Below are 16,147 nucleotides of genomic sequence, written 5' to 3'. Positions count from 1 at the left end.
CGTGGTTCCGGAATATCTATGAAGATACTTAACTGTTCTGATTATGGAGCATTTTTTCTAGGTCTTCAAAGGCCGGCTGGAGGTTAGGATTATTAATTCCTTGGAGGACAAGTGTACGATTAATGGTTACACGGCCTACATTCGCTCCCTCAACCTCAATCTGGAGAGATTCGACATCTAAGCTAACAGGGCGCTTATCCACGACAAAAGACATTCGCTTTGGTTTGGGATAAGTGGCTTGTAAACTAACTGTTGTCGTCGGATCTGAATTTGCCAATTCTTGGGAACTAGGGGTATGTAAATCACTTAAAACAAAAGAGCATTCTTCAAGTAATTTTTGCATAACTGCCATATTTGCGTTCCAAGGTAATTGAATGACTTCTGATTGTGTCATTCCAGAGGGAGAAACTGTCAGAATAACGTAGGAGCCGTCTTGGGTCAAATAAGGTTTTTCAGAGCAACCGCCCAGGAATAGTATTGAGAATAAAACAATTATGCTCAGTGCCAATGCCGAAAATTTTCGTCTCCACAACAATGGGTTAGCCTTCTTCCTTAAACAAGATTGTTTACATTCATCGTCTTTTTCAATTTTTCAATAGTGTATATTCGATGCCTAAACTTCAAATCCTGCTTTTTCATTGCTTCCTAGGGAAAGATTGGGTACAATGGCTCAAGAGAGGGGTCAAGAATGGTGCATTACGACATCGTTGTTTTTCATATAGAGACGGCGTTTCAGGAGGACAAGAACGAAGAAATTCTCGAGTTTGCAGCCCTTCGAATTCATGATGGACGTGTTCAGAAATCGTTGTTATTTGGACAATCGGTTGAAGAAGGTCCCTTTGGTATAGCTTCATTGTCTAAGCGCCGCCAAGAAATTATAGAATTCTTTGCAGATACGGTTTTAATAGGTCATCAGGGAACACTTGGCTTGCGGAATTTAGAAAGGACCTTAAACGTATATTTTGAACAAGTTTACTGGGACACCCTCGATTTGGCCCGGATTTTTTTCCCGACCCTGCAGGATTATCGGTTGCTCTATTTGGCGGAAATACTTCGGCTTGCCCAAGAAGAGGAACTGAACTCTTTTTCGGCTGAGAGGAAGGCTTTTTTAACGTGGAAACTTTTCGAGGCATGCAGGGAAAAAGGTCGGGAATATGATCTGAGTTTCTTTGATCAAGCACAATATTTTATAGAAGGATGGTCAGGGAAGGGCTTTTTCGATGATTTAAGGCGAGAGATTACAACTCGATTCTCTGATCGCCGGATTCAGACTGATCTGGTTCTGGCTCCCATATCTGAAGGATTATTTTCCCAAAATCAAGGTCATAATCAGAAGATACCGGATTCAATGAATTGGGTTATAGAGTGCTTCTCCCAGAATGGAATACTTGAACAATCCTTGCCCGGTTATGAATGTCGCCTTGGTCAAATGAAAATGGCAAGACTTATTGCGGAAGGGTTCTCTTCAGCTCATCATGTCGTTGTTGAAGCTGGTACCGGAACGGGAAAGTCCTTCGCTTATTTGCTTCCCAGTTTATGGTTTGCAAGAAAAACAGGCCGTAAAGTTGTCATAGCGACTCATACAATACCTCTGCAGGAACAGCTTCAGAAAAAGGATATTCCCGTGTTAGAAAAAGTTCTGCCTTTTTCCTTTCGAAGCTCGGTATTAAAAGGAAAAGGAAATTATTGCTGCCTTAAGAAATGGCTTAGTTGTCTGAGCAATTCAAGTGAAATCAAAGGGCGGGATCAAAAATTAGCAATATTGAGTACGCTGGTATGGCTGCGAGAAACGCTGACAGGGGATATTCAGGAACTTGCTAAGGTACCAGGGCTGATTGCCCTCTGGCCGACTTTAAATGCGGATCATGAAATGTGCAACCCAAGCAAATGTTCTAAAGCGGGAGTTTGTTTTTTGCTTCGGGCACGCAAAAAGGCCGAAGAAGCTGATGTATTGATCGTCAACCATTCTTTGTTATTTTCCGATCTAAAGACTGACTATAATGTTTTACCGGAATATCATCAATTAGTTATTGACGAGGCTCATCAAATTTATCAAACTGCCCTGCAAAACTTGGGTTCTGAGCTAAGTCAGGAGTCGATTTTTCGGACGACGGAGGCTATCTTCCGTAAGCCAGGTCCAAGTTTTTACGGATCTATGAAACAACGTTGGTTGTCACTCACCGAAAGAGTACCTATTGTGGCTTGGGACAGCTTTGAAAAACATTTGGATAATATCCCCGAGTTAAGCCTTAGAATCACAGAACAAGCCCAAGAATTATTCCAATTGTTTGAAGATATTTTAGGACCCAACCGCACTTTCCGGTTTGTCCCTAACCATACAAACCTTTCGTGGTGGAAACTGCTTTTAATTCAAATTGAAAATTTGTCAGGACGAATTAAATCATTGGCGACCGTATTTCAAAATCTTACGAGTATCTTAAGCGGTGAAGAGTCCGATGAAATTGAAGAATTGAGATACGTAATCGCCACTCATTTAAGGGAGCTGCAAGAAATTCAAGAAACCCTGGCTTTGGCAATAAATGTCCATAATCCGGAACAAGTGACCTGGCTAGAACGCAGTTCAAGGCTTTATTTAAAAACCTCCCCTATTAGAGTGGATGAAATTCTCAAGGAAAAAATATTTGATCGTCTTGAGACAGTCATTTTAACATCAGCTACCTTAAGCATTGCCAATTCTTTTAATCATTTTTTACAAGATATTGGCTTATCATTAAGGACAAAAACCGCTGTAGTCGATTCCCCTTTCGATTTCGATAAACAAATGAATTTTTATATACTCAAAAATTCTTCGACGTCCCAGGTTTCTGATCAAGAAAAACTTGCAAATCTCTCGGAGATAATTCTTGAAGTTGTTAAACGAATGCAGGGCCGTACCTTAGTCTTGTTCACAGCTCATAAATTGCTCCAAGAAACGTATGAAGTGCTACAACCGCGATTAAAAAGAATTGAAATTGACACTTTAGCACAGGGAGTTCACGGTGAACGGACAACTTTACTGGAAACGTTTAAGAGAAACTCTAAAAGTGTCTTATTGGGTGCTAATAGTTTCTGGGAGGGAATTGATATTCCGGGAGAGACTTTATCCTGCGTAATTTTAGTTAAATTGCCTTTCTGGCCTCCTTCGCTGCCCTTAATCGAAGCACGGTCGGAATTCTTAAAAGCCCAGGGCCGGGATCCTTTTCGCGAACTACTTCTCCCAGAGGCGGTGATTCGCTTCAAGCAAGGGTTTGGGCGTTTAATACGATCCAAAGAAGATCGAGGTTTCGTAATATTGCTAGATGATCGTGTGATAAATAAATATTATGGTAAATATTTTTTGAACTCTTTACCCGTTAAGACTCATTTTAGAGGAGATGGCAATCTGCTTTACGAGAAAATTGACGAATGGCTTTTGGGTATTTAACCGAGAGGAGCTTTAATAATCATCACAAAAATGGTAAACTAGAGAAAATCGAGAGGAGGTTACTTTTTAGGTGAAACAATATCCCCTATCGTGTAATGATTGGGTTCATCTTGCAGGAGAAGAACTCTTTTTGCCCGTAAATTTCCATGTACTCGTTCGTAAAGAAGATATGGTGAGTCGGAATCAATGGAATAGGGAGAGTGAATAAAGAATGAGTGGAAGACCAATCCCGGCTCGAATGATTCCGAGCATATTTACTCTTGCAAATCTTCTATTTGGTTTCCTTGCCTTGGTGTGGGTATTAGAAGCGAATTTTGATTTAGCATCGACAATGATTTTGCTCTCAGTGCTTATGGATAGTTTGGACGGCAAAGTGGCTCGCCGACTTTCGGTTAGTTCGGATTTTGGGAAAGAGCTTGATTCACTGAGTGACTTAGTGTCCTTTGGTGTTGCACCTGCTATATTGACCTATCAGGGTATTCTCCAACCCCTTCAATCTGGCTATATTAGGTATATTGGATTAGGGATCGCTGTGGTTTTTGCCTTGTGTGGTGCAGTACGCTTGGCACGTTTTAATATGCTCAATATCAAAACTTATTTTGTAGGAGTTCCCATTACTTTCGCTGGTGGTCTTATGGCTTTATTAATGTTTATCCGACACATGCTGCCTTGGTATGTTTATCCCTTCAGTATGGTTATCCTCGCATTTTTAATGGTTTCAACCTTTAAGGTTCCGAAGCTTGGAAAATAATATAATGCTGATCGGAATTATTTTATGATTTATCTTAATTTGTCTTTTATAACGAGCAGGAATAATAGATTCCTGCTCGTTTTCTCACCCTTGAAGGAGTTCCGGCATATAGTATGGCACAAGACTGTGAACACTAAGGAGGAAGCATTTTATGGATAATCAGCAAGTTAGTTGGAATAGCGTAGGATTAAGGATGGTTCAAGGTCTGACGACAACGATTGATGTCGTACGCCAACTTGATGTTCAAGAAGCTTCTCTGGTTATGAGATTGTTAGGAAAAAGCTGTACACGTATGGTTAAAGAGGGAGTAGGTCATCAGTTTGGGATTGCCCTTATCGAAACAAGTGCTCAATTAGCGATGAAAGAGTCATTGGTTTTGGAAGACGTTATTAAAATAATTACAGGCATTATCGGTCGTCTATATTTTACCGCCAATACAGAAGAGGAACGTCAGCTTGTTGCCCAGCTTGAAGAAGCAGTTAAAAATTACCAAGCTGTTTAATTTGGAATTCAGAACCTTGCAAGCATACATTACCTCTAGGTGGTTAATTAATCCGAGGCAAAGGAGGAATTTTGATGCGTATCTATTATGTACGATTACCTGAGTTCGTACTTAATGTTTTAAGAAAAGTTTTTGGCTAGTGGAATAAAATCACATTTCCCTCCTAAAATGGTAATAGAGACAAGCAAGGGGGGAAAACAATGCGGCAGAGTCGTTATGTATGGATTTTAGGTTTATCAATCGTTTGTTTAGTAACTATTATTATGATTCAGACACCTCAAACAGTAATTTCAACAATAGCAGATCCTCATTATCAAAGTGATCCCAAAACAACTGTTCAACATTTCTGGTCTCTTATGGATAAACGCCAAACTGACTTGGCCCAAGAACTTTTACTTTTGCCGGAAGGATCTATGGATGAACTGGACTTTAAAGCATGGGTGGCATTACTCAATAAAGATCCACTATTATCGCTGCAAAAGATTGAGTTTTTAAATTCTGAGCCCAACAATACTCAGGGAGTCGTTGTTCGAGTTTCCTGGTTATCACCTATTCAAAACGTTGAAAGTGCTACCTTTTCAATGGGCTTACGACAAACTGCAAGTGGTTGGCGAATCCAACAATTTAAGCGGATGAAAGCTCTTGCACAATAGACCTTATTTTTGGGAATCGCTCCCACTTGAAGTGGGAGTCTTACGATTGGATCAAAATTGAATATTAGAATGCAGCTTATGAAACCACAAAAACTGCATTCTTTTTTTTTACATACTGTTAAATTTAAAAATATGCTTTACAAATGTATCGTCATTGAGCATAACAAAGGAGGGCAATGAAACGTGAAGAGAAATAAACGTCTTTTGGCAGTCATTGCCGTTATTCTTATCTTTGGATTCTTTCTAATAGTCTGTAGTACTTCAATCGAAATGAAAATACGTTTTGCCCCGGGCGGTGAACCAGAGACTCTTGATCCACAGCTGTATAGCGGTATTCCCGAAGCTATAATTGAGATGGCTTTGTTTGAAGGTATTACGCGTCTAGACAAGAACAACGTCCCGCAGCTGGCAGTTGCTAACAACGTTGAAGTTTCTCCTGACGGGTTGATCTATAGGATTACATTAAAAAATACTAAATTTAGCAATGGAGACCCACTGACTGCTTACGATTTTAAAGCATCCTGGATGCATGCCCTTAAATCCGAGGACAAAGCAGCGTATGCTTACCAATTATTCTATATTAAGAATGCTGAAGCCTACTACTCACGCGGTGTTAAAGCAGAGGATGTCGGCATTAAGGTGGTGAACGTCAGAACTCTGGAAATAACCTTAGAAACTCCTTGCCCATTCTTCAAATCTCTCTTAGCTCTACCCACGTATTTTCCCGTGGATCAACAGAACGCTCAAGCACATAAAGATTGGTATGCAGATGGTACGGTATTTGTTGGCAACGGTCCCTTTATGATTAAGAAATGGAGTCATAAAGATAAAATGATCCTCGTAAAAAACCCTAATTATTATGATGCTGCGAATGTTAAATTGGAAGAACTCGACTTTTATCTTGCGCAAGATGGAAATAAAGCGACTGCAGCCTTTGAAGCAGGAAAATTAGATGGACTGAATAACCTCGTACCGGAAGATATCTTTCGTTTAAAAAAAGATGGCAATTTGAAGACGGCTCCGATGTTGGGGACAGATTTTTATCGCTTTAATACGACAAAAAAACCTCTCAACGATCTAAGGGTACGTCAAGCTTTATCCATTGCCTTAAATCGCCAAGATCTTATGGGGAATGTATTAGGGGGTGAAATTCCAGCCTATGCTTTCGTTCCCGGAACAATTCCGGATGCCGTTCCAGACAAGGACTTCCGCAAAATGGGCGGGAATTTAATCACTGAAGACATTGCTAAAGCTAAACAACTTCTGGCCGAGGCCGGTTATCCTGAGGGCAGAAATTTTCCTGTTTTAACGATACTCTATAATACCAATGGTAAACAACGACTGCCTGCTCAAGCAATTCAAAATTGCTGGAAAAGAAACTTGGGTATCAATGTGAATCTGCAAGGCCAGGTATGGGATAATTATCAACAAAATCAACAAGGATTGAGCTATGACATTGCTCGAGCTTGTTGGATTGGTGATTATGTTGATCCTATGACCTTTTTGGCTATATTTCTTTCAAGCGGCGGTAATAACGAAACTGGTTGGTCGAACGGAGCATATGACAAGAATATTGAAACGGCTCAAAAAAACCCCGACCAAAGGGTCCGTATGGAAGCAATGCATGAAGCCGAAAAAATACTTATGCAAGAGATGCCGATTATTCCTGTTTATTATTATGTTCAGAACTATATCCTCAAAGATAACATTAAAGGAGTTATAGTTTCCCCCTTGGACTTCTTTGACTTTAAGTACGCTGCAGTGCAATAATCTGCGTTGTATAGTTTCTTAATGAATCGTTTAAACTTAGATTGACAATCTAAGCAGGGTGCGTAAAAGCACACAAAAACGTGTGTTAAGTCACACTTTGCCAAAAGTTAACGTGCTAGACTAACGAATATAAAGAAGGAGGTAAACTACTATGGCAAATGTTAAAAAAGAAGCCCCAGAACTTGAGTGTGACCAATGTGGAACGACTAGCGAATTGACACCTATCTTGACATATGTTCACCAAGGTGAAGAAAAACATGTTTGTACGCATTGTCTGCCAATGCTTATTCATGGATAGGAGACTGATATGCACTTTACACTTGATATGAAGTTAAAAGATATTATGGCGGCAAACCCGAAGACAGCGGAGGCAATGCAGGAATTAGGATTACATTGTCTTGGGTGCGCCTTTTCGGTAAATGAAACCTTAGCCAATGCGGCCCAAATGCACCATTTAGACCCCAATCTCTTACTGGAAAAAGTAAATGCGGTTGAACAGGGTGAACTCTCTCCCGAAGCAGCGGCAAAGGCACAGCCTTCAGGTTCTATACTCCAAATGGATAAGAAAACCTATTCTATTGCCCCCCATATTCCGGCTGGCGTCGTGACTCCGGAGATCTTACGCAAGATTGCTGATGTTGCGGAGAAGTATAAGGCCCAAGCTCTAAAAGTAACTTCGGCCCAACGTATTGCTATTGTTGGTTTACAACCGGAAGATGTGCCCAAAATATGGGATGAGTTAGGAATGGATCCAGGGCATGCCGTTGGTTTGTGCGTACGAAGCGTCAAGGTCTGTCCGGGCGATACCTTCTGTAAACGCGGACTTCAAGAAACGTTGGCGTTAGGTATGGAGATTGACAAACGGTATCACGGCTTAGAATTACCTTCAAAATTTAAAATTGGTGTTGCCGGCTGCCCAAATAAATGCACTGATGCTGCTTCGGTGGATCTTGGCTTAATGGGAACCAGTAAAGGGTATCATCTTTATGTTGGAGGAAATGGCGGAGTTAAGCCCAGACAAGGAAACATTCTTTTTGAAAACCTCCAGAGGGATCAGGTACTGCCTGTTGTGGATGCGGTCATTACCTACTATAAAGAAAATGCAAAACCTCAGGAACGAATAGGTCGGCTTATTGATCGTATAGGTCTTGAAGGTCTTCATGATTATGCGGAAAAGCAAATCCAGTGAATAAATTAAGGTAGCAGGCACGGATGTTTATTTCCGCGCCTGCTACCTTTTCCAGGGTTGAAGCTGCTAAAAGGCTTCAGTTGTTCAGCTTCTAAACAGCTTCTAAAGAGGTTCCATTAAATATAAGGGTTATTCAGTATTAGTTTACAGTAATAGCATCAACGGGGCAGCCTTCTTCTGCTTCTTTGGCAGTGTCTTCTACATCGCTGGGAACAGGGTTGGTATAAGCCGTTGCTAAGCCATCGTCGTCCATCTTAAAGACCTCAGGGCAAAATTCAGGGCAAGCTCCACACCCTATACACGTATCTTTGTCAACTTCGGCAATCATTATGTACCCTCCTTCACCAAATCTAATGATATTCTTCCCTTGTCAAAGTAGTCTATTCATATTACTGTTATATAAATAGAATTTTTTTGAGCTAATAAACAAGTTTTTGGTAAGTGAGGCGGATAAGGCTATGAACGTTGTTATACGTAAAGCAGAAAAGGACGATATGGAACGAATGCGGGAGATTTATAACTGGGCAGTACTGAACTCAGTTGCGACCTTTGACATTGAGGAACGTTCAATTGAACAGAATGAACACTGGTTTAAAGAACATCAGGGAAGGTATCCATTATATGCTGCTGTAGATCAAAATAGAGTCATTGGCTGGGGGAGTATATCTCCCTTTCATCCCAGAGCAGCTTATCGGCCGACTGGAGAATTCTCGATTTATATTGCTCCAGAGTATCAGGGAAAAAGTGTGGGAGATATGCTTCTTAAACATCTTTGTGACCGTGCTGAATCCTTAGATTATCACTCGTTAATTGGTCTAATAACAGGATCGAATACAGCCAGTTTAAGGTTGGCAGAAAAAAACGGCTTTTGCCAGGTCGGACATTATCGGGAAGTTGGCATAAAATTTGGTCAATGGCTCGATGTTATCGCGGTTCAAAAGATGATTTGTAATATTGGCGGGATTTAGGATAATTTTTTTTGATTAATCTCGATTATGTTCTCATTATTTCATTCTCAATAGAAAGTTATCTCACCCTAATGGAAAATACAGGAATATTTTGCGTCAAAAAATATTTCCAATATTATCCAAAAACCTTAACCCATCAGCCTTCCAGCTCTTTAAACAGCTTTGCCTAGTTTCCTTATTATTTGCGATTTCGACATTGCCCTTAACGTATAATAAGGGCACCGGAGTTTCGAAGTGAGAAATAGTCTACCGGAATACGATTAAGGCGGGATGATGGTCGAATGGGTAAGAAAATCAAAATAATTGTGGCGGATGACAATCGTAATTTATGTCAAATGCTACAGAACTACCTCCAAGGACAAGAAGATGTAATCATTGTTGGCATCGCTAATAATGGTTTGGAAGCTTGGGAACTCATTCAAACTCAAGAACCGGATTTAATTATTCTTGACTTGGTTATGCCGAATTTAGATGGATTAGGGGTCTTAGAACGTGTAAATAGCCGTACTACAATGCCGCGTCCTAAGGTAATAATGCTTACTGCTTTTGGGCAGGAGTCCCTCACTCATCAGGCAATGTTACTGGGAGTAGATTATTTCATTCTTAAGCCGTTTGACTTGGAAATATTAAATAAGCGAATTCGTTCCTTAACGCAAGATTTGCCGGCAACTGCCCCAACTCAGTTTACAACATCCGCTCCATCGGTCACAACAGTTGGCAATGGAGTAAATTTAAGTGTGGAAGTAACCACAATGATGCATCAAATTGGTATTCCTGCCCATGTCAAAGGATATCAATATATACGTGATGCTATTCTTATGGTGGTTGAAGATGTTTCTCTTTTAGGGGCAGTTACTAAAGAGCTCTACCCAGGAATTGCTAAAAAGTTTGATACGGCACCGAGCAGAGTGGAACGCGGAATTCGGCATGCGATTGAATTAGCTTGGGAACGAGGACATACGGATACCCTAAAACGAATATTTGGTTATTCGATGAACATAGAACGTCAGAAACCAACAAACTCAGAGTTCATTGCCCTTTTAGCCGACAAATTAAGAGTAATGAGTAAGGTTAGCTAAGGCACTGATACCAAGGGTTTAAGGATTTTGATAAGGCAATAAACTTTTTGTTCGCTAAGCGCTTTCCTATCATACGTTTATCTGTATGATAGGGGAGGAAAATTATTTTGAAGTATTCTAATTTTGACCTAAGAATTGAGGAGTTTATGCTCCATTGTACGAGTCATAACCTCACCTAAAATCATATTCGGCATTATGTTAAGTGCCTTCAGGATCGTGGAAAATACACTACGGCTGAAGAGGGGAACAACAATTCCTTTGTGCGCAGGGACAGAGGTAAACCCATTAGTGTGAATACCATTAATAATTACGTTCGGAATATTAAAGTATTTTTTAATTGGCTTACAGATGAGGACGAGTAAAATAAAATTTCATGACTATAGAAATTTTGTCATTACTTTACTTCTTCTTAGTACAGGATGTCGAATTTCGTAATGCTTGGGGATTAAAGTTGATGACGTTGATTTAAACAATCGAGCTATTGTGTTGCGAAACACAAAAAATAAAAAGGAACGACTTATTTTCTTTTCCGTCAAGTTAAAAAAGGAATTGAAAAATTGGATCCGATATAAGGATCGTTATGTGACGAATGAATTACTTTTCCCTTCAAACAAAGGGAATTTGCTAAAGCCTACCAATTACGAAGGAACATTAAATAAAATTGGCAAGAGTTTAGGGATTGAGTTATTCCCTCATCGCCTTCGAGCTAATTTTGCAATGTATTATCTTCTAAATGGGGGAGATATATATACTCCATCTCGAATATTGGGTCATTCTAGCTTAGAAGTCACAAAAGTTTATCTCCAAATAGATGATCAAAATGTTTCTCGACGGTATCTTGAAATTCAAATAAGTTAATAAAATTGCATAAAATTTTAATTCCTTTATTAAATTGTTTAAATTAAATAGTTAATCATTATTTTATGTTATGGTCGATTCTCTACAAAATTTGATATAGTATTAGTGTTGCAAAAAAATAGACCATTTTGGATTCCTAAAAATAGAGCGAATGCCCTTAGATAGACTATAATTTCTATCTGAGGGCATTTATAGTTTATTATCGTGTGACAGAGTCATATTGTCCTATCTTCTTTACAGGTTGAATAGAACAATTGCATACCTAGACAACTGGAAAACCGATATACTCTGAGATGTATCCGATTTGCTTATCTGAAAGAGAAGCAAACTCCCTGTTCTTAGTTGCCGTGAATACACAAGACCCAAAGACCCAACCATGTCGATCATCATAAAAGTTCTTTTTCAGTCCTAGCATTTCCGCTTCATCATTACATAAGCACACAATATCATCTGTTAACGGAACAATCTCTAACAAATCTCCAACTAACTCCTGAAAGTCTTCAAATGTGCCTTCAATGTCCTTCAATTGCAAAGGCTGATTCATTGGCACTCTGACCAACACTCTCATTCCTAGTACCCCCCCATATTTATTAAGTGACTTTAATAGTACAGCAAATAAATAATAAATCCAATAAAGATTAATTTTCATTTATGATAGGGATACAAATCTTGCCGCTCAAAGGATCTTACAAACCAAGGAAGGATTCTGCAATAGAAGGACAGAATATTTGTAACGCTTGATAGCATGGCTAATTTACTATTTTTGTTGGAGATTAACATTATGAAATTTCCTGTTATTTTTCGCAAAGGCGAAGATGGTTTTATAATTGCAGAATGTCCAGTATTTTACAGGGGCGCGTCGAGGTCAGGAGAGAGGGGGTGGGATGATTTATTGTTGCTTGTTTTATTCACATGAAGCCTCGTTTTAATTGCTATTGATCAAAATATAGTTACAGATTTAAACACTATTCCCAATTTATTGTTAGATGAAAAAGAAATATGCCAAGTCATATTGAATTTTACTAAGAATGCATTTGAAGCTATGCCGAACGGAGGAACTTTAGCAATTAAAACCTATTGTAAGGAGAAGGCTGAGACTGTTGTATTAGAAATTCAAGACCAGGGTAAGGGGATTGAACCTGAAATCTTAGATAAAATAGGCACTCCATTCTTTACAACAAAAGACGAAGGAACTGGATTGTGTCTAGCAGTCAGAAGGGGTCTCAATTTTATATTTTCTTTGAACCTCATCCATCATTGTAGAAAATCACATGCTCTTAAAAAGTAAGTTGACTTTTTCCTAAAATATCTCGTAAAATTTATGGAAATAAACTAATTTACTATTTAATTCATACCACTAAACTATGAAAGAAACTTGTGTTTAGCGAAGCCTCAGAGTGGAACGAGGAATTCGGCATGCATTTGAACTAACAATGTACATTGGCACTTTGTCTATCAGTGGAGGAATCGATTAAATTTATGTATATTATTGTTATTATGATGTGGGTTGGATTTGCCTTTATTCATAGTCTATTAATTGATTTCCGATTTTCTGCTTGGACGGGTCGATTGTTGGGAAGATACTATGCGTTTTACCGAATTTTTTATAATCTGCTTTCTATACTCTTATTTATGACGTTTCAAAAATACACCAAGTCCTTAGATAAAAAATTCGTCATAAAATTTGTGCCTCCATGGACGATTTTACAATATGGTTTGATTATTTTCTCATGCCTGATAATTTTATGGGCCTTTCTAAGTTATGATCCCTTGGAGTTTATTGGTATTCGTCAGATAAAGGAGATACGGGAGAAAAACACTCTCCCTAAAACCATTACTGATAAGGGACTATTGGGCATTGTTCGTCATCCGATGTATCTAGCCACGATTGTACTCATGTGGAGTCTGAATTCGACAAGGATAGACATTATGGTTCATACAATTCTAACCGGTTATATACTAATAGGTATTAGGTTAGAGGAAAAGAAACTAGTTAAACAATTTGGCTTATCGTACATGATCTATCAGAAGAAAATTCCAGCATTGATTCCATTTATCAGACGGGTGAAATAGTTGTTGTTTCGTCGTTCGGGCGATATCTCATTGGAGGATGCCAACAGGGATGTCAATTGGGTCCAAGAAGTAATAATGAAGTGATAATTATGTAATTTTGGCAAAAAGCCAAATGGAAACACTAAGGAGGGGCTATTTTTGAAGGGAAAGCTAATCGTTATAGAAGCTGGTGATGGCTCAGGTAAGGCAACGCAAACAAAATTATTATTTGAGCGGCTAAAAGCTGAAAATTATACTATAAAAAAAGTGGAATTTCCTAATTATAAGAGTGATTCCTCGACCCTAATTAAGATGTATTTAAAAGGGGAGTTCGGTAGGAATCCTAACGACGTGAATCCTTATGCTGCTTCTACTTTTTATACGGTTGATAGGTATGCATCCTATAAGAAAGAATGGGAAGAGTTCTACTTAGGAGGCGGCATTATATTAGCTGATCGCTATACCACCTCGAATATGGTTCATCAGGCCTCTAAATTATTGGATAAAGGAGAAAGAAAAGTTTATCTTGATTGGTTAGAAGATTTGGAGTTTCAAAAATTCAAACTGCCTGTTCCGGATTGTGTAATTTTCCTCGACATGCCTCCTCATTTTAGTCAAACCTTAATGAATAATCGCCAAAATAAATTTGGCGATGAGAATAAGGATATCCATGAGAGTAATTACGAATATTTGGTACATTCATATAATACTGCCTGTGAAATAGGTGCTGATTACGAATGGAAGAGGATTGATTGTGTTTCAAACGATAAACTGAGAAGTATTGAAGAAATTCACAACGATATATACATAACTGTCAAACAGTTGCTAGATTAGAAAAAAACAAAGCCACAACTCTCAGGTTGTGGCTTTAAATACATTATGGTGCGCCCGGCGGGATTTGAACCTGCGACCTCCGGCTTCGGAAACCGTCACTCTATCCACTGAGCTACGAGCGCATAAGAGGACACTTCTTTACTTTACCCAATTTGTCCCGATTTGTCAAGATTGAAATCTCATGATTTGGTCTGGAAGTTGTCTCCTAAAGGAGTCTGCTGTATAATGCTACAAGGAAAATAACTGAGCTGATTCAAGAAATGAGGAATTTCATTGCACTGGAAGCAGATAAAAGAGACCTTTTCTTGGCAATTATTAAAGCACCTCTTAGGAATAATTCTCGGTGCCACAATAGTGAGTGTAAGTATTAATACTTTGATCATTCCTAACCGCATAGCGGATGGCGGGGTTACAGGGATTGCGATTATTTTGCATTATTTGTTTAAATGGCCTGTGAGTTGGATTATATTGGCTTTAAATATACCTCTTTTTATCGTAGGGCTTAAATTAGTTGGACGCAGATTCTTACTTTTAAGTGTGTTGGGTGTTGCTGTTTTGTCAATGACTCTCTCTATGACGACCCAATTACCCCCTTTAACTCATGATACGCTGTTGGCCGCAATTTCTGGCGGGGTTGTTTCAGGGATCGGCATGGGAATTATTTTTCGTTCGCGAGGTTCTCTGGGCGGGACAGATATTTTGGCTGTTTTATTTGCGAGAACGACGCCTTTCAGTGTAGGTCAGATTTTACTGGCAATTGATGCGGTAATTTTTATGATGGCGGCTATTTTATTTAAACCAGAAATGGCCATGTATGCCATGATATATATGTTCATTGCGACCCGGGTAGTTGACTTAGTTCAGGAAGGTCTCAGTTATTCTAAGTCAGTAATGGTGGTAACCTCTTGCCCCCAAGAGATTGCGAATGAAATAATGTCCAAGCTGGAACGCGGGGTAACCCTATTTCAAGCGACAGGCGCTTTTTCGGGAGAATCTAAGCAGGTTGTCTATTGTGTTATTAATCGTACGGAGTTGTCTCAATTAAAAGAGATTGTTCGCGAACAAGATCCGATGTCTTTTGTGGCCATTTCTGAGGTTCCTGAAGTCGTGGGCGAAGGCTTTTCATCATGGAAGGGACACTGATAATCCACCACCGATTGAGGAGAGATCAAGCATCTAAACGGCAAGAGGTTGATTCGCTCTTAAAATTTTTAACCAGAGAATCGCAATGACACTTACTTTGGGGATGATTCATTATCTAATTTACTTTCAGGAGGCCAAGTTCCACTTGCTTCTGACAATAGTTTTCCCACGGGCATAAGGGTGTAGCCTTTATTTTTCAGCTGTTCTATGACTGTAGGCAAGGCTTGAATCGTATCAGGCGCAGAGTCTGAAGCATGAAATAAAATAATGTCGCCTGCTTTAGCTCCTCCACCTGAGCGTATCCCATTAAGAACGTTGTTAACGACTGCCGATGGTCCGGGTCGTTTCCAGTCAAGTGAGTCAACGCTCCATTGAATAACTCGGTAGCCAAGCTTATGGGCGACAGCAATTACTTTATTATCATAAGCTCCATTCGGAGCGCGGATAAGCCGCACTTTTTGACCGGATATTCGTTCTAGAACTTCTTGAGCGGAGGATATCTCCTGTTCAATTTCACCAGATCCTAAGGTGTTAAGATCAATATGGCGGTTTCCATGGGACCCAATTTCGTGGCCATCCGCAACTATGCGCTGGACTAAGGCTTGATGCTTTTCGGCCCAAGGACTAGAAAGGAAAAATGTAGCGTGAACTCCTTCCCGTTTCAAAATATCAAGAATTGGCCCTGGGGTTTTTTCTCCCCAACTGATATCAAAGGTTAGACCTATAGACGGGGTATTGACTGTTGCCGAATAGATGGGTTTCAGTTTTCCGGAAAAAACTGCAGTCACATTCTCTCGGTAAGTGATCAAAACGAGCAATAAGATTCCCCAAAGAGCAAGGTTACGCCAGGATGGTTTTTTAAAAATGATAAATCTCACTTTGGCATTCCTCCTTTGGAATAAAGATATTCGTTTAAACAGCAGA

General features: G+C 39.4%; 19 protein-coding genes and 1 tRNA gene. 15 read left to right on the top strand and 5 right to left on the bottom strand.

The features are described 5' to 3' along the window. Positions 1-28: 28 nt before the first annotated feature. Positions 29-535: a hypothetical protein gene (locus DEAC_RS01565; protein ID WP_083995804.1), complete on the bottom strand. Its 507-nt coding sequence runs from the start codon at positions 533-535 to the stop codon at positions 29-31. Between the two features lie 153 nt (positions 536-688). Here DEAC_RS01565 and DEAC_RS01560 point away from each other — a divergent pair, with 153 nt between their 5' ends. The 8 genes from DEAC_RS01560 (at position 689) to DEAC_RS01535 (ending at position 8,289) form a co-directional block, all read left to right on the top strand. Beyond that, complete coding sequence (locus DEAC_RS01560; RefSeq protein WP_047808252.1) at positions 689-3,424, top strand: helicase C-terminal domain-containing protein; 2,736 nt, start codon at positions 689-691, stop codon at positions 3,422-3,424. Between the two features lie 70 nt (positions 3,425-3,494). Further along, entirely contained in the window at positions 3,495-3,632 is a 138-nt protein-coding gene (locus DEAC_RS23445) for a hypothetical protein (protein ID WP_161796405.1), read from the top strand. A 3-nt stretch (positions 3,633-3,635) separates the two neighbouring features. Further along, complete coding sequence (gene pssA, locus DEAC_RS01555) at positions 3,636-4,175, top strand: CDP-diacylglycerol--serine O-phosphatidyltransferase (protein WP_047808251.1); 540 nt, start codon at positions 3,636-3,638, stop codon at positions 4,173-4,175. 151 nt (positions 4,176-4,326) lie between these two features. Further along, positions 4,327-4,677: a hypothetical protein gene (locus DEAC_RS01550; RefSeq protein ID WP_047808250.1), complete on the top strand. Its 351-nt coding sequence runs from the start codon at positions 4,327-4,329 to the stop codon at positions 4,675-4,677. Between the two features lie 200 nt (positions 4,678-4,877). Next, positions 4,878-5,330, top strand: coding sequence for a hypothetical protein (locus DEAC_RS01545; RefSeq protein ID WP_047808249.1), 453 nt, complete (start codon positions 4,878-4,880; stop codon positions 5,328-5,330). 183 nt (positions 5,331-5,513) lie between these two features. Further along, the gene (locus DEAC_RS01540) at positions 5,514-7,100 is read left to right on the top strand and encodes a peptide ABC transporter substrate-binding protein (RefSeq protein WP_047808248.1); all 1,587 of its coding nucleotides are present in this window, start codon (positions 5,514-5,516) and stop codon (positions 7,098-7,100) included. Between the two features lie 151 nt (positions 7,101-7,251). Next, positions 7,252-7,398, top strand: coding sequence for a hypothetical protein (locus tag DEAC_RS23800; protein WP_170932579.1), 147 nt, complete (start codon positions 7,252-7,254; stop codon positions 7,396-7,398). 9 nt (positions 7,399-7,407) lie between these two features. Beyond that, positions 7,408-8,289 (top strand): DUF1858 domain-containing protein, encoded by an 882-nt coding sequence (locus tag DEAC_RS01535; protein ID WP_047808247.1) that lies wholly within the window; start codon positions 7,408-7,410, stop codon positions 8,287-8,289. A 139-nt stretch (positions 8,290-8,428) separates the two neighbouring features. Here DEAC_RS01535 and DEAC_RS01530 read toward each other — a convergent pair whose 3' ends face one another. After that, positions 8,429-8,617 carry a ferredoxin gene (locus DEAC_RS01530; RefSeq protein ID WP_047808246.1) on the bottom strand — a complete coding sequence of 63 codons (189 nt, stop codon included), beginning with the start codon at positions 8,615-8,617 and terminating at the stop codon, positions 8,429-8,431. A 130-nt stretch (positions 8,618-8,747) separates the two neighbouring features. On the opposite strand from DEAC_RS01530, the gene DEAC_RS01525 reads away from it, so the two are divergent. The 3 genes from DEAC_RS01525 to DEAC_RS24080 all read left to right on the top strand — a co-directional run bounded on the left by DEAC_RS01525 (position 8,748) and on the right by DEAC_RS24080 (position 11,194). After that, positions 8,748-9,257: a GNAT family N-acetyltransferase gene (locus DEAC_RS01525; RefSeq protein ID WP_047808245.1), complete on the top strand. Its 510-nt coding sequence runs from the start codon at positions 8,748-8,750 to the stop codon at positions 9,255-9,257. Positions 9,258-9,538: 281 nt separating this feature from the next. Beyond that, on the top strand, positions 9,539-10,336 hold the full coding sequence (spo0A, locus tag DEAC_RS01520; RefSeq protein ID WP_047808244.1) for a sporulation transcription factor Spo0A: 798 nt from the start codon (positions 9,539-9,541) through the stop codon (positions 10,334-10,336). Between the two features lie 438 nt (positions 10,337-10,774). After that, positions 10,775-11,194, top strand: coding sequence for a tyrosine-type recombinase/integrase (locus DEAC_RS24080; protein WP_053006252.1), 420 nt, complete (start codon positions 10,775-10,777; stop codon positions 11,192-11,194). A gap of 262 nt (positions 11,195-11,456) precedes the next feature. Here the strand turns inward: DEAC_RS24080 and DEAC_RS01510 are convergent, their stop codons facing one another. Next, entirely contained in the window at positions 11,457-11,762 is a 306-nt protein-coding gene (locus DEAC_RS01510; RefSeq protein WP_047808243.1) for a DUF3846 domain-containing protein, read from the bottom strand. 411 nt (positions 11,763-12,173) lie between these two features. Here DEAC_RS01510 and DEAC_RS01505 point away from each other — a divergent pair, with 411 nt between their 5' ends. The 3 genes from DEAC_RS01505 to DEAC_RS01495 all read left to right on the top strand — a co-directional run bounded on the left by DEAC_RS01505 (position 12,174) and on the right by DEAC_RS01495 (position 14,080). Then, complete coding sequence (locus DEAC_RS01505) at positions 12,174-12,482, top strand: ATP-binding protein (protein WP_242847048.1); 309 nt, start codon at positions 12,174-12,176, stop codon at positions 12,480-12,482. Positions 12,483-12,673: 191 nt separating this feature from the next. Beyond that, positions 12,674-13,267, top strand: a complete 594-nt coding sequence (locus DEAC_RS01500; RefSeq protein WP_047808242.1) for a methyltransferase family protein — start codon at positions 12,674-12,676, stop codon at positions 13,265-13,267. Between the two features lie 138 nt (positions 13,268-13,405). Beyond that, complete coding sequence (locus DEAC_RS01495) at positions 13,406-14,080, top strand: dTMP kinase (protein WP_047808241.1); 675 nt, start codon at positions 13,406-13,408, stop codon at positions 14,078-14,080. Between the two features lie 46 nt (positions 14,081-14,126). Here DEAC_RS01495 and DEAC_RS01490 read toward each other — a convergent pair. Beyond that, positions 14,127-14,202, bottom strand: a tRNA-Arg gene (locus DEAC_RS01490). A 151-nt stretch (positions 14,203-14,353) separates the two neighbouring features. On the opposite strand from DEAC_RS01490, the gene DEAC_RS01485 reads away from it, so the two are divergent. Then, positions 14,354-15,223 (top strand): YitT family protein, encoded by an 870-nt coding sequence (locus DEAC_RS01485; protein WP_047808240.1) that lies wholly within the window; start codon positions 14,354-14,356, stop codon positions 15,221-15,223. Between the two features lie 92 nt (positions 15,224-15,315). Here DEAC_RS01485 and DEAC_RS01480 read toward each other — a convergent pair whose 3' ends face one another. Continuing rightward, entirely contained in the window at positions 15,316-16,101 is a 786-nt protein-coding gene (locus DEAC_RS01480; protein ID WP_047808239.1) for a polysaccharide deacetylase family protein, read from the bottom strand. Positions 16,102-16,147: the final 46 nt, after the last annotated feature.

This window comes from Desulfosporosinus acididurans (genome assembly GCF_001029285.1).
Lineage (GTDB): Bacteria > Bacillota > Desulfitobacteriia > Desulfitobacteriales > Desulfitobacteriaceae > Desulfosporosinus > Desulfosporosinus acididurans.
The sequence above is the reverse complement of the archived record's forward strand: the minus strand, read 5'-3'. Positions and strand labels throughout refer to the sequence as shown.